The organism is Levilactobacillus senmaizukei DSM 21775 = NBRC 103853, from assembly GCF_001592085.1.
GTDB lineage: Bacteria > Bacillota > Bacilli > Lactobacillales > Lactobacillaceae > Levilactobacillus > Levilactobacillus senmaizukei.
The window spans coordinates 76,711-97,901 of record NZ_BCWD01000003.1; the positions used below are offsets into that span (position 1 = coordinate 76,711).

At 47.5% G+C, this 21,191-nt stretch carries 21 protein-coding genes and 1 tRNA gene; 13 read left to right on the forward strand and 9 right to left on the reverse strand.

Going from position 1 to position 21,191, the window contains the following annotated elements:
* Positions 1-85: 85 nt before the first annotated feature.
* The 5 genes from tuf to LSE01S_RS01825 all read left to right on the forward strand — a co-directional run bounded on the left by tuf (position 86) and on the right by LSE01S_RS01825 (position 5,416).
* Positions 86-1,276, forward strand: a complete 1,191-nt coding sequence (gene tuf, locus LSE01S_RS01805; protein WP_061775923.1) for an elongation factor Tu — start codon at positions 86-88, stop codon at positions 1,274-1,276.
* A gap of 286 nt (positions 1,277-1,562) precedes the next feature.
* The gene (gene tig, locus LSE01S_RS01810) at positions 1,563-2,873 is read left to right on the forward strand and encodes a trigger factor (protein WP_061775924.1); all 1,311 of its coding nucleotides are present in this window, start codon (positions 1,563-1,565) and stop codon (positions 2,871-2,873) included.
* Positions 2,874-3,094: 221 nt separating this feature from the next.
* Positions 3,095-4,351 (forward strand): ATP-dependent Clp protease ATP-binding subunit ClpX, encoded by a 1,257-nt coding sequence (gene clpX, locus LSE01S_RS01815; RefSeq protein WP_156470445.1) that lies wholly within the window; start codon positions 3,095-3,097, stop codon positions 4,349-4,351.
* Positions 4,352-4,520: 169 nt separating this feature from the next.
* Entirely contained in the window at positions 4,521-5,114 is a 594-nt protein-coding gene (gene yihA, locus LSE01S_RS01820; RefSeq protein WP_061775926.1) for a ribosome biogenesis GTP-binding protein YihA/YsxC, read from the forward strand.
* Between the two features lie 2 nt (positions 5,115-5,116).
* Positions 5,117-5,416 carry a nucleoside triphosphate pyrophosphohydrolase family protein gene (locus LSE01S_RS01825; protein ID WP_061775927.1) on the forward strand — a complete coding sequence of 100 codons (300 nt, stop codon included), beginning with the start codon at positions 5,117-5,119 and terminating at the stop codon, positions 5,414-5,416.
* Positions 5,417-5,455: 39 nt separating this feature from the next.
* Here LSE01S_RS01825 and LSE01S_RS01830 read toward each other — a convergent pair whose 3' ends face one another.
* Entirely contained in the window at positions 5,456-5,641 is a 186-nt protein-coding gene (locus LSE01S_RS01830) for an SPJ_0845 family protein (protein WP_061775928.1), read from the reverse strand.
* A 161-nt stretch (positions 5,642-5,802) separates the two neighbouring features.
* Between LSE01S_RS01830 and uvrC the strand changes: the two genes are divergently transcribed.
* Positions 5,803-7,620 carry an excinuclease ABC subunit UvrC gene (gene uvrC / locus LSE01S_RS01835; protein WP_061775929.1) on the forward strand — a complete coding sequence of 606 codons (1,818 nt, stop codon included), beginning with the start codon at positions 5,803-5,805 and terminating at the stop codon, positions 7,618-7,620.
* An 87-nt stretch (positions 7,621-7,707) separates the two neighbouring features.
* Positions 7,708-9,003 (forward strand): GTPase ObgE, encoded by a 1,296-nt coding sequence (gene obgE, locus LSE01S_RS01840; RefSeq protein ID WP_061775930.1) that lies wholly within the window; start codon positions 7,708-7,710, stop codon positions 9,001-9,003.
* Positions 9,004-9,045: 42 nt separating this feature from the next.
* On the opposite strand, the gene LSE01S_RS01845 is transcribed toward obgE, so the two are convergent.
* Both LSE01S_RS01845 and LSE01S_RS01850 read right to left on the reverse strand, forming a co-directional pair.
* On the reverse strand, positions 9,046-9,798 hold the full coding sequence (locus LSE01S_RS01845) for a hypothetical protein (RefSeq protein ID WP_061775931.1): 753 nt from the start codon (positions 9,796-9,798) through the stop codon (positions 9,046-9,048).
* A 15-nt stretch (positions 9,799-9,813) separates the two neighbouring features.
* Positions 9,814-10,089, reverse strand: coding sequence for a hypothetical protein (locus LSE01S_RS01850; protein ID WP_061775932.1), 276 nt, complete (start codon positions 10,087-10,089; stop codon positions 9,814-9,816).
* A 172-nt stretch (positions 10,090-10,261) separates the two neighbouring features.
* On the opposite strand from LSE01S_RS01850, the gene rnz reads away from it, so the two are divergent.
* The 4 genes from rnz (at position 10,262) to LSE01S_RS01870 (ending at position 14,520) form a co-directional block, all read left to right on the forward strand.
* The gene (gene rnz / locus LSE01S_RS01855; RefSeq protein ID WP_061775933.1) at positions 10,262-11,215 is read left to right on the forward strand and encodes a ribonuclease Z; all 954 of its coding nucleotides are present in this window, start codon (positions 10,262-10,264) and stop codon (positions 11,213-11,215) included.
* Complete coding sequence (locus LSE01S_RS01860) at positions 11,212-11,601, forward strand: lipopolysaccharide assembly protein LapA domain-containing protein (RefSeq protein WP_061775934.1); 390 nt, start codon at positions 11,212-11,214, stop codon at positions 11,599-11,601. The genes rnz and LSE01S_RS01860 overlap by 4 nt, the downstream gene beginning before the upstream one ends.
* Before the next feature lie 68 nt (positions 11,602-11,669).
* A complete protein-coding gene (recJ, locus tag LSE01S_RS01865; RefSeq protein ID WP_235808289.1) occupies positions 11,670-13,979 on the forward strand; it encodes a single-stranded-DNA-specific exonuclease RecJ in 2,310 nt (769 codons plus the stop codon).
* 22 nt (positions 13,980-14,001) lie between these two features.
* Positions 14,002-14,520 carry an adenine phosphoribosyltransferase gene (locus LSE01S_RS01870; RefSeq protein WP_061775936.1) on the forward strand — a complete coding sequence of 173 codons (519 nt, stop codon included), beginning with the start codon at positions 14,002-14,004 and terminating at the stop codon, positions 14,518-14,520.
* A 107-nt stretch (positions 14,521-14,627) separates the two neighbouring features.
* On the opposite strand, the gene LSE01S_RS01875 is transcribed toward LSE01S_RS01870, so the two are convergent.
* Positions 14,628-15,806 (reverse strand): CynX/NimT family MFS transporter, encoded by a 1,179-nt coding sequence (locus LSE01S_RS01875; RefSeq protein ID WP_235808288.1) that lies wholly within the window; start codon positions 15,804-15,806, stop codon positions 14,628-14,630.
* 246 nt (positions 15,807-16,052) lie between these two features.
* On the opposite strand from LSE01S_RS01875, the gene LSE01S_RS01880 reads away from it, so the two are divergent.
* Positions 16,053-16,140 (forward strand) — tRNA-Ser (locus tag LSE01S_RS01880).
* Between the two features lie 561 nt (positions 16,141-16,701).
* Here LSE01S_RS01880 and LSE01S_RS01885 read toward each other — a convergent pair.
* From LSE01S_RS01885 to LSE01S_RS01905, 5 genes are all read right to left on the reverse strand, one after another.
* On the reverse strand, positions 16,702-17,286 hold the full coding sequence (locus LSE01S_RS01885; protein ID WP_061775937.1) for a DUF3862 domain-containing protein: 585 nt from the start codon (positions 17,284-17,286) through the stop codon (positions 16,702-16,704).
* Positions 17,287-17,355: 69 nt separating this feature from the next.
* Positions 17,356-18,303: an SAP domain-containing protein gene (locus LSE01S_RS01890; protein WP_061775938.1), complete on the reverse strand. Its 948-nt coding sequence runs from the start codon at positions 18,301-18,303 to the stop codon at positions 17,356-17,358.
* A 288-nt stretch (positions 18,304-18,591) separates the two neighbouring features.
* A complete protein-coding gene (gene ndk, locus LSE01S_RS01895; protein WP_061775939.1) occupies positions 18,592-19,053 on the reverse strand; it encodes a nucleoside-diphosphate kinase in 462 nt (153 codons plus the stop codon).
* Between the two features lie 151 nt (positions 19,054-19,204).
* Positions 19,205-19,390, reverse strand: a complete 186-nt coding sequence (locus LSE01S_RS01900; RefSeq protein WP_061775940.1) for a PspC domain-containing protein — start codon at positions 19,388-19,390, stop codon at positions 19,205-19,207.
* Between the two features lie 11 nt (positions 19,391-19,401).
* Positions 19,402-20,064 carry a histidine phosphatase family protein gene (locus LSE01S_RS01905; RefSeq protein WP_061775941.1) on the reverse strand — a complete coding sequence of 221 codons (663 nt, stop codon included), beginning with the start codon at positions 20,062-20,064 and terminating at the stop codon, positions 19,402-19,404.
* Positions 20,065-20,229: 165 nt separating this feature from the next.
* On the opposite strand from LSE01S_RS01905, the gene LSE01S_RS01910 reads away from it, so the two are divergent.
* Positions 20,230-21,111: a PPK2 family polyphosphate kinase gene (locus tag LSE01S_RS01910; protein WP_061775942.1), complete on the forward strand. Its 882-nt coding sequence runs from the start codon at positions 20,230-20,232 to the stop codon at positions 21,109-21,111.
* Positions 21,112-21,191 lie beyond the last annotated feature (80 nt).

The following is a 21,191-nucleotide window of genomic DNA, read 5'->3' on the forward strand; positions in this document are numbered from 1 at the left end:
AAGTAGTATAATTTTACGCAAAGGGTGGTTAGTTTTCTAACGGGAACTAGTTATCCTTGCGATAAAATACAGGAGGGTTTCATTAATGGCTGAAAAAGAACATTATGAAAGAACTAAACCCCATGTAAATATTGGTACTATTGGCCATATTGACCATGGGAAAACGACGTTAACTGCTGCAATTACTAAGGTACTTGCTGACAAAGGTTTGGCAAAGGCCGAAGATTACGCTGATATCGATGCAGCTCCAGAAGAACGTGAACGTGGTATCACGATCAACACCGCCCACGTTGAATACGAAACTGAAAAGCGTCACTATGCGCATATCGATGCCCCAGGACACGCTGACTACATCAAGAACATGATCACTGGTGCTGCCCAAATGGACGGTGCTATCTTGGTTGTTGCCGCAACTGATGGTCCTATGCCACAAACTCGTGAACACATTTTGCTTGCTCGCCAAGTTGGTGTTAACTACATCGTTGTCTTCTTAAACAAGACCGACTTAGTTGACGATGACGAATTGGTTGACTTAGTTGAAATGGAAGTTCGTGAGTTGCTTTCAGAATACGATTACCCTGGTGATGACATTCCTGTTATCCGCGGTTCTGCTTTGAAGGCTCTTGAAGGCGACGAAGAACAAGAAAAGGTTATCCTTCACTTGATGGATGTTGTTGATGATTACATCCCAACGCCAGAACGTGAAAACGACAAGCCTTTCTTGATGCCAGTTGAAGACGTCTTCACGATCACTGGTCGTGGGACTGTTGCTTCTGGTCGTATCGACCGTGGGCAAGTCAAGGTTGGTGACGAAGTTGAAGTTGTTGGTTTACATGACGACGTACTGAAGACGACTGTTACTGGTCTTGAAATGTTCCGTAAGACGCTTGACCTTGGTGAAGCTGGGGACAACGTTGGTGCCTTACTTCGTGGTATTAACCGTGAACAAGTTGTTCGTGGCCAAGTACTTGCAAAGCCAGGTTCGATCCAAACCCACAAGAAGTTCAAGGGTGAAGTCTACATCTTGAGCAAAGAAGAAGGTGGCCGTCATACGCCATTCTTCTCAAACTACCGTCCACAATTCTACTTCCACACCACTGATATCACTGGTGTTATCGAATTGCCTGATGGCGTAGAAATGGTTATGCCTGGTGATAACGTGACGTTCACTGTTGAACTGATCCAGCCAGCTGCCATTGAAAAGGGTACTAAGTTTACTGTTCGTGAAGGTGGCCACACTGTTGGTGCCGGTACTGTTACGGTAATCGACGACTAATTTAATTAGTCGTACCTTAAAGAGGGACCGAGAAGCTATGCTTCTGGGTCCCTTTTTATTGTCCTGACATGACTCGTCGATGACGCGGGTGGCGTCACCGGTAATTCGATACGAGCGTTGTAGCCAAATTGAACGTGGATCTTTGGAATAAAATTACGGGAAACCGCGTCATTCACGGCGTTTAAGCAAAAATCATTTTACAATTTTGGCCGTATAAGGTACACTAATACAGTATGCAATTGCTAGAATTGTAAATAGTAATATCTTTCATTTCGGAGGGAAAACAATGACTGCAAAGTGGGAAAAACAGGAAGGCAACAAAGGCGAATTGACCTTTGAAATCGCCCCTGAACAAATCAGTGAAGGTTTAGACAAAGCCTTCCAACGGACTAAAAAGAACTTATCTGTACCAGGTTTCCGTAAGGGCCGGGTACCTCGCCAAGTCTTTAACCAGATGTACGGCGAAGAAGCATTGTACGAAGATGCTTTGAACATTGTTTTACCAGATGCTTATGATGAAGCAATTAAAGAAACCAACATCAAGCCAGTTGATCAACCACAAGTTGACGTTTCCTCAATGGACAAGGGCAAGCCTTGGGTATTGAAGGCCGTTGTCACGGTTGAACCAGAAGTTAAGCTTGGTGAATACAAAGGCTTGAGCGTTACTAAGCAAAACACCCGCGTATACCAAAAAGATATTGACGCTGAATTAGAAAAGCAACGTCAACAACAAGCTGAATTGGTTCTTAAGGAAGACGAACCAGCAGCTAAGGGCGATACGGTCGTTATCGACTTCGAAGGGTACGTTGACGGTAAGCCATTTGAAGGTGGCCAAGCTGACAACTACTCACTCGAATTAGGTTCTAACTCCTTCATCCCTGGTTTTGAAGACCAATTAGTTGGTCACAAGGCTGGCGAAGATGTTGAAGTTAAGGTAACCTTCCCTAAGGATTACCAAGCCGAAGACTTACGTGAAAAGGAAGCAACCTTCAAGGTTACGATTCACGAAGTTAAGGAAAAGCAATTACCAGAATTGGACGATGAATTTGCCAAAGACGTTGACGAAGAAGTTGACAGCTTAGACGAATTAAAGGCCAAGACTAAAGATCGCTTGAAGGAAGAAAAGGTTTCCGGTTCTCGTGAGGCCATCGAAGATGAAGCCGTTAGCGAAGCCACTGACAACGCTGAAATTGGCGAAATTCCTGCAACCATGATCGAAGCCGACATCAACCGTCAAGTAGAACAATACCTTGCTAACATGCAACAACAAGGGATTGAACCAAAGATGTACTACCAATTGACTGGGACTACTCAAGATGACCTGCGGAAGCAATTCGCCGACGGTGCCGAAAAGCGCGTTAAGACGAACATGGTTCTGGAAGCCGTTGTTGAAGCTGAAAAGATTGAACCAACGGAAGACGAAATCAACGCAGAAATCAAGGACTTGGCTAGCCAATATGGTATGGAAGAAAGCGCTGTTCGCAGTGCCCTTTCAGACGATATGTTGAAGCATGACATCACGGTTAAGCATGCTGTCGACTTGATTGCCGATTCTGCTAAGCAAGACAAGAAGAAGGATGCTGACGATAAGGATTAATTTCAAGTCGAATGCATTTGGAACCGGGATGACAGTCAGTTATCCCGGTTTTCTTTTTGACTAGCCTAGACAAATAGTCAACGAGGCCAATTGATTTTCTAAAAGCGTCAGTTGTGGTATAGTACACGATTGACAGGGAAATCGGTTAGTTTGTCGCGCTTACTGACTAGATTATAGGCAAACTAAGCCGATTCTTAGCCGAATGAGAAAGGGTGAGTTTATTGTTTGAAAACACCGAAACTGATGGCACAGTGACCTGCTCGTTCTGTGGTAAAACACAAGACCAAGTTCAGAAAATTGTTGCTGGCCCGGGTGTTTACATCTGTAATGAATGTATTGACCTCTGTAAAGAAATCATCGATGAAGAGTTTAACCAAGACAATGCACAGGAGGACTTGGAAGTTCCAACGCCTGCTGACATCGTCAACACGTTAGATGACTACGTCATTGGCCAAACTGAAGCCAAGCGGACGCTCTCTGTGGCGGTTTACAATCACTACAAGCGAGTTAACGAAATGGCTAAGGCGGACGCCGAGGATGGTCCTGAATTACAGAAAAGTAACATTGCTGTGATCGGGCCCACTGGTTCTGGGAAGACTTACCTGGCCCAAAGCCTCGCTAAGATCTTGAACGTTCCATTTGCCATTGCGGATGCCACGACCTTGACTGAGGCGGGTTATGTCGGTGAAGACGTTGAAAATATCCTCTTGAAGCTGCTGCAAAATGCGGATTACGATGTTGATCGCGCCGAAAAGGGCATTATTTACATCGACGAAATCGATAAGATTGCCAAGAAGGCCGAAAACGTTTCGATTACTCGTGACGTTTCTGGTGAAGGGGTTCAACAAGCCTTGTTGAAGATCTTGGAAGGAACGATTGCCAACGTGCCGCCGCAGGGTGGTCGTAAGCATCCCCAACAAGAATTCATTCAAATTGACACAACCAACATTTTATTTATCGTTGGTGGGGCCTTTGACGGTATCGACAGCATCGTCAAGCGTCGCCTGGGTGACCAGACCATTGGATTTGGTGCTGATTCCAAGGAACAAGATGTGCTGGCATCCGGTGATAGCCTAATGCAACACATCATTCCAGAAGACCTCTTGCAATTTGGTTTGATTCCAGAATTTATTGGTCGGTTGCCGATCTTGACTGCTCTGGAAAAGCTGGATGAAAACGACCTGGTTCGCATTTTAACTGAACCTAAGAACGCCCTGGTTAAGCAGTACGTGAAGTTGCTGTCGCTGGATGGTGTTGGTCTGCAGTTCCAGCCTGATGCTTTGCGTGAAATGGCCAAGTTGGCGATTGCGCGGAACACCGGAGCTCGTGGTTTACGGTCGATCATTGAAGATGTTATGCGTGACATCATGTTCGACTTGCCAAGTCGTGACGATGTGGATAAGGTGATTGTCACCGCCAAGACCGTCACTGATCATGAGGAACCTGAGTTGGTCTTGAAGGACCAAAAGGCTTCATAATAAAGTTGACGAGTTGTGACTAAAAAGATCGGCATACGCCGATCTTTTTTTGTGGGGTGAAAGCTTGTTGCGAGGGGCTTTGCCCTCATCGTTAAAAAAAGGCTCCCGGATTTTCGGTTTTTCTGTGTTAGAATGATGAAAGATATTTTGGAGAGGATGACACGAACGAATGGAAGTCAATCATGTTGAATTAGTGATGAGTGCGGTTGATCCCGCGCAGTACCCAACGACAGGGTACCCAGAGATTGCCTTTGTTGGGCGGTCAAACGTTGGCAAGTCGTCCTTGACCAACGTTTTAATCAATCGGCATTCCTATGCCCGGACGTCCAGTCAACCAGGGAAAACACAGACGTTGAACTTCTATAATGTGGAGGATCAGTTATACTTTGTGGATGTTCCTGGATATGGCTATGCGAAGGTGTCTAAGGCCGAACGAGAGAAGTGGGGCCAGATGATCGAAACCTATTTAACACAGCGTGAGCAGCTGCGTGGGGTTGTTTCACTGGTCGATGCTCGGCATGCTCCCACCGAAGCCGATGTTCAAATGTATCAGTGGTTGGCTTACTATGATTTGCCAACGTTGATCGTTGCCACGAAGGGTGATAAGGTTGCCCGGGGCAAATGGAACCAAACCATGAGTCAGATTAAAAAGACGATGGACTTACCCAATACGGATAATATCGTGGTCTTCTCAGCACCCAAGAAGATTGGGAATGACCAGGTTTGGGATTGGATTGAACAACAAGCGTTTGGGGGGCAATAACAGTGGAATTCAATGACTATCAAAAGGCCGCAAACCGGACCTTATACGGGAATGAACAGGTTTTAACCAACTGTGCTTTGGGGCTGGCTGGTGAAACGGGTCAGGTTGTTGACCTCGTTAAGCGCTACACGTTCCATGGTCAGGACTTGGATCATGAGGCGATCGTCAAAGAAATGGGCGACGTGCTCTGGTACCTGAGCCAAATTGCTCAGTGGGCCGACATCGACTTCGATGAAATCGCTCAGGATAATATCAAGCGGTTAAACGCCCGTTATCCAGACGGTTATCAACCTAATCATTAAGGCAAACAAAAAACCTTGGCGCTTAAACGCCAAGGTTTTTTAGTCATTTTTTTTGGATGCGTGCCTTGATTTATCGTCGTCGATGAGGCCTTTGGAACGTTTGTTGTCCTTGTGAGCATCATCGCGCTTGAGAAACTTGTCACGCTTAACATCGGTGGGGTCCATTTCGGCAAATTTACCGAACATGGAATCCAGGTCGTCTTGTCGTTTAACCTTTAAAGCCAATTCAGCCACCTCCTTGCCATTTCCAGTAATCATAGCAGAATTTTTGCGATTTGTCATGGATGAGTCAAGACTCGACGGTTGGGAGTGAATTGCTTGCGCCAAACACGCATTCGGCCTATACTTTATAGGCTAATTAACGATTTGAACAGGAGGGATTGTCCGTGGCATCGGAATATTTAGAACATAAATTGGCGTTGTTACCGGGACTACCCGGGTGTTACCTGATGAAAAATATCAATAGTCAGATCATTTATGTGGGTAAGGCGAAGAACCTGAAGAACCGCGTGCGGTCCTATTTCAAGAGTAGCCATACCGGAAAGACGGCCCAACTGGTGAGTGAGATCGTTGATTTTGAAACGATTATCACGTCGACGGACAAGGAAGCCTTCTTGCTTGAAATTACGTTGATCCAGAAACATCAACCCTACTTTAATATCAAGTTAAAGCGAGGGACGGGTTACCCCTACATTAAGATTACCAAGGAACGGGACCCGCAAATTTTGTTGGTGAGTGATATTCGTAAGGATGGGGCCTATTACTTTGGACCATATCCCAACGTATACGCTGCCGAGGAAACCATTCATTTTATTCAGAAGGTTTACCCGTTGCGGCGGTGCACCGGTTTTCAAGGTCGGCCCTGCCTGTATTATCATATGGGACAGTGTTTGGGTGCCTGTTTTAAAGAGGTGCCAGAGAAGGATTATGAGCGGCAAATCACTAAAATTAAGTCATTTTTGAATGGCAACGTTGGTCACGCGGAGAAGGAATTGACGACCCGGATGGAGCAGGCAGCAGCAACGATGGAATTCGAGCGGGCAGCCGATTTGCGAGATCAGATTCGCTACATCGAAGCGACCGTTGAAAAGCAAAAAATTATTTCAAATGATAGCACGCCACGAGATATTTTTAATTTCTATCTGGACAAGGGCTGGTTGTCCATTCAGGTCTTCTTCATTCGCCAAGCGCGATTGATGAAGCGTGAAAAGCGGCTCTTTCCAATCGTGAATACCGCGGAGGAAGAAATTGCCAGCTTCATCGTGCAGTTCTATCAACGGAAGAATACGGTGCTGCCGCGAGAAATCTTAGTTCCCGCCAGCATTGATGGTGAGGTTATTGAGGAACTACTCCATGTCCCCGTACGGACGCCCAAGCGGGGGACTAAACGGGATCTGTTGGAAATGGCTGGTAAGAATGCGCGCCTAGTCCTGGAAGAAAAGTTCCGGTTACTTGAACTGGATGAAAGCAAGACGACCGGGGCAATGAAAGAGATCACCGATGCCCTGGGGATTAAGCCCGGCCACAAAATCGAAGCGTTTGACCACTCCCACATTCAGGGGGCGGACCTAGTTTCTGCAATGGTGGTGTTCGTTGACGGTCAACCCAATAAGAAGCTTTATCGTAAATATAAATTACGGACGGTCGATCACGCCGATGAAACGGCCAGTACCATTGAAGTTATTCGCCGGCGCTATACTCGGCTCTTAAAGGAGCATGCGGCGATGCCCGACCTGATTTTGATGGATGGGGGCGACATTCAAATGAATGCCGTCAAGGATGTCCTAGAAAACGAATTGGACCTGCACATTCCGGTAGCCGGGATGGTGAAAAACGATCATCACAAGACCGCGGATCTGTTATTTGGGGAAGATGATCATCATATTCATTTGGACCCTAAGAGTCAGGGCTTCTACCTGGTACAGCGAGTCCAAGATGAAGTTCACCGTTTTGCCATCACCTTCCATCGCCAGGTCCACTCGAAGCATTCCCTAGGATCGCGCCTTGACCGGATTCCCGGTGTGGGACCCAAGACACGAAATAAGCTGTTAAAGAAATTCGGTTCGATGAAGAAAATTAGTGACGCCAGTCTGGATGACCTTCAGGCCTTAGGAATCAGTAAGACGGTGGCGCAAACCATTCGTCTGAGTCTTCAGGCCGATCCGGCGGAAGTTAAGAGTCCCCGGACGCCAACGAACCTTTGACGTGCCGGGACTTTGCCGGTATACTGTCAAACAGGAGTCTCAGCGCGAAGACGGGGATGACCGTCTTAGAAATCGAGGAAAATTAATATGTTTGTAGACCAAGTGAAAATTAATGTGAAGGCCGGAAACGGTGGCAACGGAATGGTTGCCTTCCGGCGTGAAAAATTCGTGCCGAATGGTGGCCCAGCCGGCGGTGACGGCGGCCGTGGAGGGGACATTGTCTTCGTCGTTGACGAAGGTTTGCGGACCCTGATGGACTTCCGTTACCAGCGTAAGTTTAAGGCTAAGAGTGGTGGCAATGGGGCCATCAAGTCGATGACGGGTCGGGGTGCCGACGACACCATTATCAAGGTGCCTCAGGGTACGACCGTGATGGATGACGAGAGTGGTCAGGTTATTGGTGACCTGGTAGACAACGGCGATTCCGTAGTCGTGGCGCATGGTGGCCGTGGCGGTCGGGGTAATATCCATTTTGCATCCCCAAAGAATCCCGCTCCCGAGATTGCCGAGAATGGTGAACCTGGTGAAGAAAAGGAAATTCGCCTAGAATTAAAAGTCCTAGCCGATGTTGGCCTGGTAGGCTTTCCTTCTGTTGGGAAGTCCACGCTCCTGTCGACGGTGACGAGTGCTAAGCCTAAGATTGCGGAATATCACTTTACCACCCTGGTGCCTAACCTGGGGATGGTCCGCTTACCCGATGGTCAAGACTTCGTCATGGCTGACTTACCAGGGTTGATCGAAGGTGCCGCAACCGGTGTCGGACTGGGTTTTCAGTTCTTACGGCACGTTGAACGGACGCGAGTTATCTTACATTTGATCGATATGAGTGGGGTTGAAGGACGAGACCCGTACGATGACTTCGAAAAGATTAACCATGAGCTGGCAACCTATGATCCAGATATCTTGAAGCGGCCACAGATTGTGGTTGCCAACAAGATGGACATGCCGGATTCAGCAGATAACTTGGCCAAGTTCAAGGAAGACCTGAAACAAGATGAGCTATTAGCCGAAGAGCCTGAAATCTTTGCCATTTCAGCTTTGACGCATGATGGGTTAACGCCATTGATGCAACGGACGGCTGAGGTGTTGGCCGCGACACCGAAGTTTCCAGTCAAGCAAGAAGAAGTTTCGACCGAAGCCTCCTATGAATTTAAGGAAGCCCCAGCGTTCACGATTGATCGTGATAAGGATGGGACCTGGATTCTTGGTGGTGAAAAGCTAGAGAAGCTGTTTAAGATGACGGATATCAATCACGATGAAAGCCTCCTGCGGTTTGCCCGGCAAATGCGGGGACTGGGAGTCGACGACGGTTTGCGTAAGCAGGGTGCCAAGACCGGAGATTCCGTTCAAATCGACGATTTTGTTTTTGAATATTTAGCCTAACTAAAAAAAACGACGATGACCGCGGTCATCGTCGTTTTGTGTTTAAAGGGTTAATTTTAGCCAGCCGGTTGGGTCGACGACTCGTTGATGCTTGCTGTCAAAAGCAGCGGCAAAGGCGACTTTGACGCTCTTAAACGTTGGTTTAGTCTTCTCATTGGCGAGTCCCGTGGCAAAGGTATTTAATTTGCCCTCGGCCGGAATGGTTTTACCCGCACTGGCATCGCTAAGTTGGCCGGCGGCATTTAGATCATGGTCACCCGTCAGCCGAATGGTCTTGATGCCATCGGTAGTCACGGCCTGTTTTCCGCGATTAGAAATGGTAAACTTGAGTTGAATCGTGTAATAAGGACTCTTGATCGTGGCTAGGTTCAAGGCAGAGGCAGCCATACGCTTAGCAGCGGCCGTTTCCGCGGTGTTTTTGATTAACCGCACCGTGGTCACCTTGTAGGTCAGTTGCCCGCTCTTAATCGTGGTCTTGGGATGACTGACACTCGTCAGTTGCAGACGGGTGCCAACCTTATCGAAGGTATATTGGCCGGTCTTCTTCAGGTTACCAGACTTCACATACTTGGCCCCCTTGATTGCGGCGGCCTTAGGCTTGTAAGTCTGGGCTTCCTTCTTAGACGAGGAGGCGGTGACCGCCGCGTCCGGTTCCGGCGCCTGGTAGCTACTGCTGGTCTTGCTACTACTGTTTTTGAAGCTAGCGGTACTCTTAGCGGCGTTATCTCCACAGGCGGTCAGGCCTAAGGTCAGAAGACTAATTCCTGCGAGAACCATTACTTTTGTAAAACGCATGAAAATATACTCCTTTCAGCCAAACAAAATTTGATGGGGGACCAAACGATAGCCATAGAGGCGTTGCGGTGGGTTTCCGGCAATGAACAAGTTGGCATGGCCAGAAACCTGCTGGACTCGTGCTCGGAACTGGTCGAGCGTTAGTGGCGATGTGCCTTCAGTCATGAGCCGGAGTTGCCCGGGTTGTGCCTGCAGATCCGTAATCGGCAATTGTTGACCCGCATGCTCCCAGAATAGCTTCAAGCTGGGATGTAGGTCGATGGTTGAGAGATTGAAGTCGGTTAGTTGCATAGTGGAACTCCCCCGAATTTAACTTGTTTCTAGGTCAAGTATACCTAATTTTTTCGTGGAACCCTAATGATATTTCTGCCAAGGGAAGCAAATGGGGGAAAAGTTGCGCTTTACGCAGAAATCCCCTAAAATAGTGAACGGACTTTAATTATAGAATAGGATCGAAAAAAATATGGAAATTGAATTTTTAGGGACGGGCGCTGGCTCTCCCGGAAAGTTTCGCAATGTGACCAGTACGGCGTTACGTTTGCTTGATGAGCGTAACTCGGTTTGGCTGTTTGACGTTGGTGAAGCCACGCAACATCAAATCTTACGGACCACATTAAAACCACGAAAGATTGATAAAATTTTTATTACCCACTTACATGGTGACCATATTTTTGGGTTGCCCGGGTTGTTAAGTAGTCGTTCCTTCCAGGGCGGCAATGAACCTTTGACGATTTACGGACCAAAAGGAATTCGTAACTTTGTGGAGGTTAGTCTACGGGTGTCCGAGACGAAACTCTCCTATAAGATTCATTATCAAGAATTGAGTTCCGATGGGATGATTTTTGAAGACCAGAAGTTCCGGGTCTATGCGCAACATCTAGACCACCGGATCGAATGTTTTGGCTACCGGATTGTTGAGAAGGACCATCCGGGTGAGCTGCAGGTTGACCGGCTACGAGCTGATCAGATTCCGTCCGGTCCAATCTATGGAGACTTGAAGGCTGGCAAGACGGTGACGTTACCGGATGGCCGTCAGGTCAATGGTCGAGATTACCTGGGACCTGCTCAACCAGGTCGTATCGTGGCGATCTTAGGGGATACCCGGCAGACGCCGAACGCCGAACGGTTGGTAAAGGATGCCGACGTGCTGGTCCATGAGAGTACGTTTGCCAAGGGTGAAAGCAAGTTGGCACATTCCTATTACCACTCGACAAATATTCAGGCAGCCGAATTGGCTAAGCGGATGCATGTGAAGATGCTCCTATTGAACCACATTTCGGCTCGTTATACCGGCAAGATGGCGGTCGAACTTCAACAGCAGGCGCGAGATGTCTTCAGGAATACGCGAGTTGTGAAGGATTTTGATGAGGTGACCGTTCCATTTCAGAAGGTACCAGCCCAGGAGGCTAAATCATGAAAAATCAATGGCGGATCGTGGTCACCATTTTGTTAATTATTGTTGTGGCAATTTTTGCCATTCTTAACGTCGAAAGTGTTCCGGTCTCATTCGGTTTTACGACCGTTCACTGGCCATTAATCTTATTGTTATTGGTTTCAATCCTGATTGGTGCAGTTCTGGTCTTACTCTTTTCTGCCATCACAAACGTGCAGCGGAACCGCGCCTATAAAAATTTGGAAAAAACGACTGATGCCAAAATTGCCAGCCTGACAGATGAGAATGACCGGCTTAAGATGCGGCTACAAAATTCTTCAAGCAAACAGGCCAATGGTCAACAAACTAAGCAAATTGAAGCCTTACAAAGTGAAATTGCGAGTCTAAAGGACCAGTTAGCAGCTAAATAGGAAATGAACGTGGAGTGGTGTGGTGAGCACCACTCTTTCAAGTTAGAAAGGATGTTTTGCTGGTGATTATGCCACAGTACCGTTGGCAAATTAAGAACGTCGACCAACCGAGTTCCGCAGCTCAAGAGTTAGCAACGGCAGAAAGTATTTCGCCATTGGTAGCCCAGATCCTGTGGAATCGCGGCTATCAATCACAATCTGCCGCGCATGAATTCCTGAATCCAGGGCCAGAACAATTACACGACCCCAACTTGTTGCATGATATGCAAAAGGGAATCGAACGCATTGAACAGGCGATTGGGAGTGACCAACAGATCACGATCTATGGCGACTATGATGCCGATGGCGTCACCAGCACGGCCATTCTTTACGAAACGTTAAATGAGATGGGCGCCAAGGTGAATTATTATATTCCTAATCGATTCACCGATGGCTATGGTCCGAATACGGCGGCCTTTAAGCGGTTAATCGAAGCGGGGACGCAACTATTTGTTACCGTGGATAATGGCGTTGCCGGTAACGAGGCCATTGCGGCGGCTAATGAGGCCGGCGTGGATGTCGTCGTGACCGATCACCATGAGTTGCCCGCTGAATTACCGGCAGCCTATGCGATTATCCATCCCCGTTATCCAGGTGCCGAATATCCCTTCGGTGGGCTTTCCGGTGCTGGGGTAGCCTTCAAGGTTGCTCAGACCATCCGGGAAGAAATTCCCCAAGATGTTCTTGATTTAGCTGCCATTGGCACCGTGGCCGATTTGGTCCCACTCGTTGATGAGAATCGGGTGCTGGTTCATTTTGGCCTGCAACTCCTGCAACAAGACGAGCGGCCAGGCCTACAGGCACTGATGAAGGGGGCCGGCCTGAATCCGGCAGAGTTGACCGAACAATCGATTGGGTTCGGCATCGCACCACGACTGAATGCACTCGGTCGCTTAGACGATGCCAGTCCAGCGGTTGAGTTATTGACGACGCTAGACGATACCCAGGCTGAGGAGCTGGCGTCGACGACCGAGCAGAAGAATCGGCAACGGCAAGATCTGGTCAAGTCGATCAGTACCAGTGCCCTTGAACAGGCTCAGGATGCCGATCATCAACAACGGCCAGCTCTCGTGATCAGTGGCCATGATTGGCATGAAGGGGTGCTAGGGATTGTGGCCAGTAAGGTTGTTGAGGCGACCGGTAAACCGACACTGGTTTTGAATGTGAATGATGAAGGGCGCGCCAAAGGTTCCGGTCGGAGTGTCCCGGCATTTAACCTCTTTATGGCCCTAGATGGTCACCGTGACCTTATGACGGCTTTTGGCGGTCATCACATGGCTGTTGGGTTAACGGTGCCAGAGGACCAATTAGGGGCTTTGGCGGATGTCTTAGCTGAAGAGGCAGTCGCCCAGAAGTTGACCGAGAGTGGCCCCAGCGAATTAGCGGTGGCGGCCACGTTGAAGGTGGACCAGGTGACGCCGCGGCTGTACCAAGAATTGGCTAAATTAGCCCCATTTGGCACGGATAATGACCAACCACTCTTTGCCTTTGAAACGGCGGCGGTTACTCAACCTAAGGCGATTGGTAAGGACCAGTCCCACCTGAAGTTCCAGCTACAGGAGGGGACGCACCAACTCAATGCCATTCAGTTTGGTGCTGGATCGGCTGTGGCGGCCCTCAGCGCGGTCGATAGTCAAACGGCCGTGGTCGGGGCCATCGAAGACAATGTCTGGCAAGGCCGACATTCGCTGCAGTTGATGGTCAAGGACCTGAAGGTTACCACGCCACCGGTTGTCGATGCCCGAACCAAGCAGCTCTCAGCGGGCTTATTTCAGGCGTCAGGGATCTACGTGTTCTTCCACCGGAATATCTATCGGCAGTTACTCAAACAGTTACCAGCGGACGCTCAGGCCGTTTTGTTCGATGGTAGTCAGGTGACCGAACCAACTGGTGGGGAGTTATTTCTCGTGGATTGTCCAGATGCAACGACGGACCTGGAACAGGTTCTCAGCCAGCTACAACCGCAACATGTGACGGCGTATCTTTATAAAAAGGAAAGTCTTGAGCGATTAGGGATGCCAACACGCGAACAATATGCTAAACTATTTAAGTTCGTTGAATCACATCAACAGGTTGATGTGGGGCATCAATTGGCGGAACTCGTTAAATTTTTGCAGATTCCGCGAACCCAGTTGGTATTTATGATTCAGGTCTTCTTTGAATGTGGTTTCGTGACCATTGATCATGGGGTGATGAATGGTGTCGTCCATCCAGAACACCATGATTTGGCCACCGCGCCAAGTTACCAGCTTCGGCAACAACAGATGCAAACTGAAAAAGATCTATTACTCTGTTCAAGCGCTGACTTACTGCAGCGTCTCCGTGCCCCATTGAACTAAAATAAAGGAGCTACACATTCTTATGGCAACTGATTTTACGAAGTATATTGCAAGCGTTCCGGATTATCCCGAAAAGGGCATCATGTTCCGGGACATTTCCCCACTGATGGCAGATGGCAAGGCCTTTCATGCCGCTACTGATGAAATTGTCGCCTATGCGAAGGATAAGGGCGTTGAAATGGTCGTGGGTCCTGAAGCCCGGGGCTTCATCGTTGGTTGTCCAGTGGCGTACGAAATGGGCATCGGGTTTGCTCCTGCCCGTAAACAAGGGAAGTTGCCTCGCGAAACGGTCAAGGCAACCTATGACCTTGAATACGGTCAATCTGCCTTGTACATGCATAAGGACGCCATCAAGCCAGGCCAACGCGTTTTGGTTACCGACGACCTTCTGGCTACCGGTGGGACCATTCAGGCCACGATCCAATTGGTCGAGGACCTTGGTGGTATCGTGGTTGGGACGGCCTTTCTAATCGAATTGGCTGACCTGCACGGTCGCGACAAGCTTAAGGGCTACGATATCTTTACTTTAATGGATTACTAAAAATAATTAGGCGGCGGTTTTTCAGTAATGAGAAGCCGTCGTTTTTCTTTAACGAAAAACCGTCAGTTACTGCCTCGCAGTCCTGACGGTTTATTTTGAACCTTAGATTATTCGACAATTGACCCGTGCCGTTGAATCAGCACACCAGTAGCGGTTAGAGCGACGGCGCAGGCGGCCATGATCCCGAGGACCAGCACCCATGATTGAGTGAAGCCATGAATGAAGCCAAAGACTAGTGGACCAAATGCGGCCAAAAGATAACCGGCCGATTGGGCCATCCCGGATACCGCCGCCGTTTGGTAGGGGTTGGTCGTCTTTTCTGTAAAGAAGAGAATAGCCAGGTTGAAGGCAGCACCGGAACCGAAGCCAATGATTAACGCGGTGATGGTCAACAGGACCAGTGATTGGGTGGGAATCAAGAGGGATAATGGGGCGACCACGTAACCCAGGCTCATGACGCTGAGGAGAATGGTCACGCCGTGGCGCCGGCCATACAATAATGGCACCATGAAGGATAAGGGCAGGCCACTGAGTTGGAGTAACGTGAGTAGATTACTGGCCGCGATAGTTGAGACCCCGTGAGTGGTGAGAATTGCGGGCAACCAGGTGATGATGGCGTAGTAAACTAACGACTGTAACCCGAAGAACAAGGTGATTCGCCAACCCTGACGTTGCGTCCATACACTGTGATAGTGCGGCCGTTCGAGCGGATGACCGGGAGCAGTATCTCGTTGGTTGGCTCGTAAGTTGGGTATCCAGGCCACTAAGGCAATGATGCCGATGGTGGCCAGTAGGCCTTGGGTCACGGCAAACGATGTATGTGAGATAAGCAGGCCGGCGACGGCGGTTCCGATGGCCCCGACGAGTAACATGGACAGGGTGTACAGGCTCATGCCTAGTCGTAATTGCGTGGGTAGGTGGTCCTTGATGAGAGCGGGGACCAGGACGTTTCCGCTGTCGATGCCGATACCGACGAGGAAGGTTCCCAGAAATAGGGCCAGTGTCGTGGGAATAATCCGCACGTAGGAACCGATGACCAGAAGTGTAAAGAGCACGAATACCGTGAGCTCGTTGCCCCAGCGTTGAGCAATTTTCACGATGATGGGCGAGCAAATGGCAAAGGTGACCAGCGGGATGGATGTGATTAAGCCGGCCATACTGCTGGGCAGCCCGAGGTCGTGCTCAATAGCGGGTAACAGGGGTGGAATAATGGTGATGGGTAGTCGGAGATTGGCGGCAATGAGCATCATGCCGATCAGGAACCACCGTCGCTTTGAATCTGGCAAAATTGTTTCCTCCTAATATGGTTGGCCTAAGAAAATAAAGGTCGATTTAGTGTCTTATGTAAATGTGGCAGCAATTCAGAACGCTCACATGAATTTTTTTTATTCAGTGAAGTCGTGAAGAAACTCTGATAGAGTATACGCTGTGTGGGAGGATTTGGCCAGATTGATGATTAGTGATGAGGAGTGAGGTTTTAAACAAAGCTTGCATTTATACTCATTATTGGTAAAATATATTAGTAGTTACTTGGAGAGTTGGCAGAGTGGTAATGCAACGGACTCGAAATCCGTCGAACCGGCTAATACCGGCGCGCAGGTTCAAATCCTGTACTCTCCTTCAAGTAGTTATTCATATCGCTGTAAGACGCCGCTAACCGTTGGATTTACGGCGTTTTTGTTTGTCTTAAGGCGGATTAGAACGAGATAAAACGAGAACTTGGTGCACTTTTCGGTGCACTTTTACAAAAAGTGCACCGAATTTGCTTTTTTCGAAAAAATAAAGTGCACCATTTAGGTACTGAAATCAATCGTAATCCCTTTAGTACCATGCGATCTGACGAGTGCACCAAATGCACTTTTTAGTTGATGTTTTCGAGTGCTTTCAGAGTCAAAGCCTCCTCTTGTTGCTGGTCTTCTTGCATCAAATGAGCGTATACATTATTTTAATTCACCTAGGCGGGTAGAATTGTGGATTAAGGTTGTGGCAACACCTCCTTTAAGTTAATATTGAATATGTAAAAAGGGTTCACTAATCCTTTGGATCTTATATGATGCGCATCTCCACTGTCTTGGCGGGTAGGGGGATGCGCTTTTTTATTTTCATAATTAAATACCTATGGTCTAGCATCAGTGGTGTACCGGCGTTCATTTATTTTACGAATTAAAAACGAGTACAGAATTAATTAGATTCACTTAAATCGGTTTTAGATTTTGTTACTAGTTTGTCATTCATAAAGGAGAAAGAAACAGATTTTGTTCCTTGAACGTAAGAGAGATCTTGGGCGTTCATTGAACCTATCTTAGAAATAGATTCGCCTTCGGGTGTTCCAAGCTGCTTTTTTACATCCTTAACGGTAGTGCCAGTTTGAACGGCCTTATATTTTGCATCGCTTATCTTGTGACTGATTGAAGCTGAGACGTAACCTTTTCCGACAGCGACACCATCAATAAAGTCGACGTTAACCGTAGCACCCTTCAAAGAAGACGCGACTTTGTTCCAAGAGTATTGGGTTGCTTTCTTAGTGGCCCCGGGTACTTCGGTCTCAGTCTCGATGGTTGCCTTACCAAACATCTTTTTAACTTGTTTTTTGGTGGTTCCATTGTCGCCAAGCTTGACTGAATTATATTGAGATAACGTCACACCAATCTCTTTCTTGCTACTAGAGTTACTAGAAGTCTTGGATGAGCTTGATGTGTCACTTGAGCAGGCAGCTAGGGACAAGCTGGCTAAAAGGGTAATACCAATGGTAAGAATACGTTTCATGATATTGCCTCCTTATTGGGAGTTATGTATTTGCAGCTTTTAATGCCTTCAGCAGTATTGGGCGGGCATTTATGATTTGGATGAAGCGATAAGTTCATTGACACGGTCTAGTCTTTTAGTGAAGTCCTTGCGTGCAACCCCAGGATTGCGCTTAGTTCGCTCGATTCCGATTTCTAAGATTCTAGCTTCATCCTCGAGACGTTGCTGCTTTCTGTAGAGCATAGCCAAAGTGTGAAAGATAACGGGATACCAATTACCCTCCTGTATGGCGCGTAAACCAAGTGATTCAACTTGGTTTAATTTTTTTTGGCTCCAAAGCCCCGATAAAGTCTGACCTTGACGGAAGAAGTAATCTTCTGTGAATGTAGCTTTATCTACTCGAGTTGAATTAATATGTTTCGCTAGCAGCGATTCCTTAGTTGTGGTTAGAGCATTAGCTACATTGATTATGCCGTCTTTTGAATTATTTTTATGTGCCCATACTAAATAGCTGTATTTTTCTAAAAGACTGTTACCAGTTGGCGTACATATGAGAGACCGGTTCACAAAAGAAGTAGAGTACGAACTTTCGCCGATATTGTCAGTGATACGCTGAATTAAGTCAGGTTTCTTTCCTGATACTTTTTGGTTGTTCTCCCGAAGGATATCTTTAAGTTCAGGTACTCTTAAAGATTTTAGTGATTCAGAAGGTGAGGCAACTGTTAGGTAGCCCAGTCTGATAAGGTTATGCCTGTCTTTGGCCGCATTGAGTCCGTATTCGTATTTAAAGTAGGCGGGTATACTGGCAGTTTCGCTTTTATGGTTAGCCCAATCCAAAAGAATAACTTCGCCAGGTAACAATCCTTCCTCAAGGGGGGGCATTAATCGCTTGTCTGGTACGTTTGTTTGGTTATTGTGTGGCTGCGCATCATTATGTTTGGGGCGGTTGATCGACGAATGTTCAGGGCTATTATTAGCATTAGATACTTCTCGGACGGGATCGAAAATTTGTTTTCGTATCCATGAAAAAATACTCATTGACTAAACGCCTACTTTCGGTCAAGTTTGATTCGTTAGCGTTAATAACGAAGACTGTACGGGGTGTGCTTTCACTGAATTTCATGGGAATTGAATTCGGAACTGGTTGTCGTCTATACTCCTGACATAGCCTAAATGAAAAATAGAAATTTGGACTCTATGATATTTGAATATTGTATTTATTTTAAGTTTTTTTAATACCTCAGGCATAAAAAACCTCCTAGGATTAAAGTGTTTTCACTTTAACTCTAGGAGGACACTTCGGTTTAAAGTCATTCAAATAATAATTTATTTCTTCCCAGCACTCTTTTCATGAGCGGCAACTGCTAATTCAGGGAACCAGATGGCAATTTCATGGTGGGCGTTTTCACGGCTATCTGACGTGTGGACCACGTTACGGAGAACACCGTCAGGGTAGGAGTGGGCGTAGTCGCCCCGAATCGTCCCTGGTTGCGCATCGTTTGGCCGTGTCTTGCCGGCTAGGTTATGAACCGCCTTGACGATGTCAGTCCCAGTGGCGATGATGGCCACCAGTGGACCTTCTTGCATGTACGTTTCAATTTCGTGGAAAAATGGTTTGTCGACTTGGTCAATGTAGTGCTTCTTCAATTGCTCGGAAGTCGCGTTAACCACCTTGAGCGCGGTAATCTGATAATTTTTACGTTCCAAACGGCTGATGATATCGCCAATGTGTCCCTCAGCGACCCCGTCCGGTTTGACTAACAGTAACGTTTTTTCAGAATTTGCCATGACAGAAACCCCCTTGAATTTTTAAACAATGCAAAGGCAATCGTTTAGCTTTCAACAAGTTGCTACCTTAAAGTGTAAATGAAAACGCTTCCATAGTCAACTATGTTCAGTAGAAAAGCGTGCCAGTGTTAACCAGCACGCTTAGTCAGTTCTATTCGGGATCGCCCATAATCATCCACAAAATGAGGTAGGCAATTAAGCCGGGAACAACCGGCGTGATGGCGAGCACAACGAATAGGAGTCGGGCGACGCCAACATTCCAATCGTAGTGTTCGGCGAGGCCGCCGATAACACCAGCAACGATGCGATTATCTTTTGAACGATGGATATTTTTCATAAGAATACCTCCTAGGATTGAAAATCGGTCTTGTTAAAGAAGACGACATGGATATCATCATCGGTAATTTCCAACTTGGTAATACTGCCATTGATTGTGGCCACACCCTCATCAAGTTCTGGCGTGTAGCGGTCCACAATGGAACGAATCGTCATGCCATGAGAGACAACCAGAACCTGGTCGCCATCCTTTGAATTGGCCCGTAACTTGTCGAAGCCCCGGTCCAAGCGTTTCCAGAACATAGCGTTATCCTCGGCATCGCCATACAGGTCAGCCTGATGGATGAGGTCTCGTGCTCGTTCCAAGCCGTAGGTCCCTAGGACATCGGACTCGGAAGTCATCTTGACTTGTTCACCGACGAATTGCCACATTTGATTGGCATCATTGCCCTCAAAGTAGCCGTGACATTGTTCGCGGAACTCGGGGTATTGATAACTCACAATATTCATATTATTAGGATTTTCGCGAAGGGCAATTCGTGCCGTTTCGATGGCCCGGCCAGAATCGCTACTGTAGGCAGCGGCGAAGGGAATGTTGCTGAGCTGCTTGCCGGCCCGTTTTGCGTCCGCACGACCCTTTTCGGTTAGGGGGGAGTCAATCCACCCTTGAATTTTATTATAGTGGTTGAGCATGGTTTGTCCGTGACGAACAAAGTACGCAGTGACCTTTTTCATAGACTCACGACTTCCTTTCATGGAACTTCATCAGTAGAACCACTTTCAGTATAGCAAGCTACTGCCGTGATTGCGAAATTTTTGCCAGAAATATTCAGGAGAATGCAAGCCTTTTCAAGTAGGATGGATCATGCTACAGTAATGGCATAACAGGAGATGATTGGTATGAGTACGGAAGCGAGTTACCGGTACACGGGTGAAACGGATATCGACCTGAGTCAATTAGCCACACAGGTTGGCCGCGTTCCTGAACAGGCGATTATCGAAAATGCCTTACAAGCCAACGGGGTTAAATTGGCCGACTTGCAGGGGCGATTGTATTCCGAAAAGCAGACCGGAGTTATTATCATTCTGCAAGGGATGGACACCGCCGGTAAGGATGGGTTGATTCGTCACGTCTTTACCGGATTGAACCCCTCGGGGACCAGTGTGGTCAGTTTCAAACAACCGACGCAGGTTCAACTGGATCACGATTTTCTGTGGCGCATTAACGAAGCGTTGCCAGAACGCGGGGGAATTCGGGTCTTCAATCGCTCACAATACGAGGACGTCTTAATTAGTCGCGTACATCCGGAAATGTTACTCCACCAAAATCTCCCAGGGGTTAACGACTTGACCGACGTGGATGAGGCTTTCTTCCAAAAGCGCTATCACGATCTGCGTCATTTCGAAAAATATTTGCGGCACCAAGGCTTTGTCACGATCAAGTTCTTCTTACACTTGTCGAAGGAAGAACAAACTCGGCGCTTTGAAAGACGGATTCAGATTCCCAGTAAAAATTGGAAATTCTCGCCCAGTGACATGCAGGAACGGGCATTTTGGAATGATTATCAAACAGCCTATCAACAAATGTTAGAGAATACCGCGACCAAGAAAAATCCGTGGTATTTAATCCCGGCGGATGACAAAGGGATTGCCCGGTTGATCGTCTCCAACATCTTGGTCAAACGACTGAAAGACCTGAATCCGCAGTATCCAGCCGTGAGTGACGATGAACGCCAGCATTTGAATGCGATTTTAAAGGACTTGAAGTCTGGTAAATTGTAATTAGCAATTTGCCATTTTAAAGGGTGAAAACTCTTTGCATAAACCATAAGATTGCTAGATACAACTGGTCGGTGGTTGCC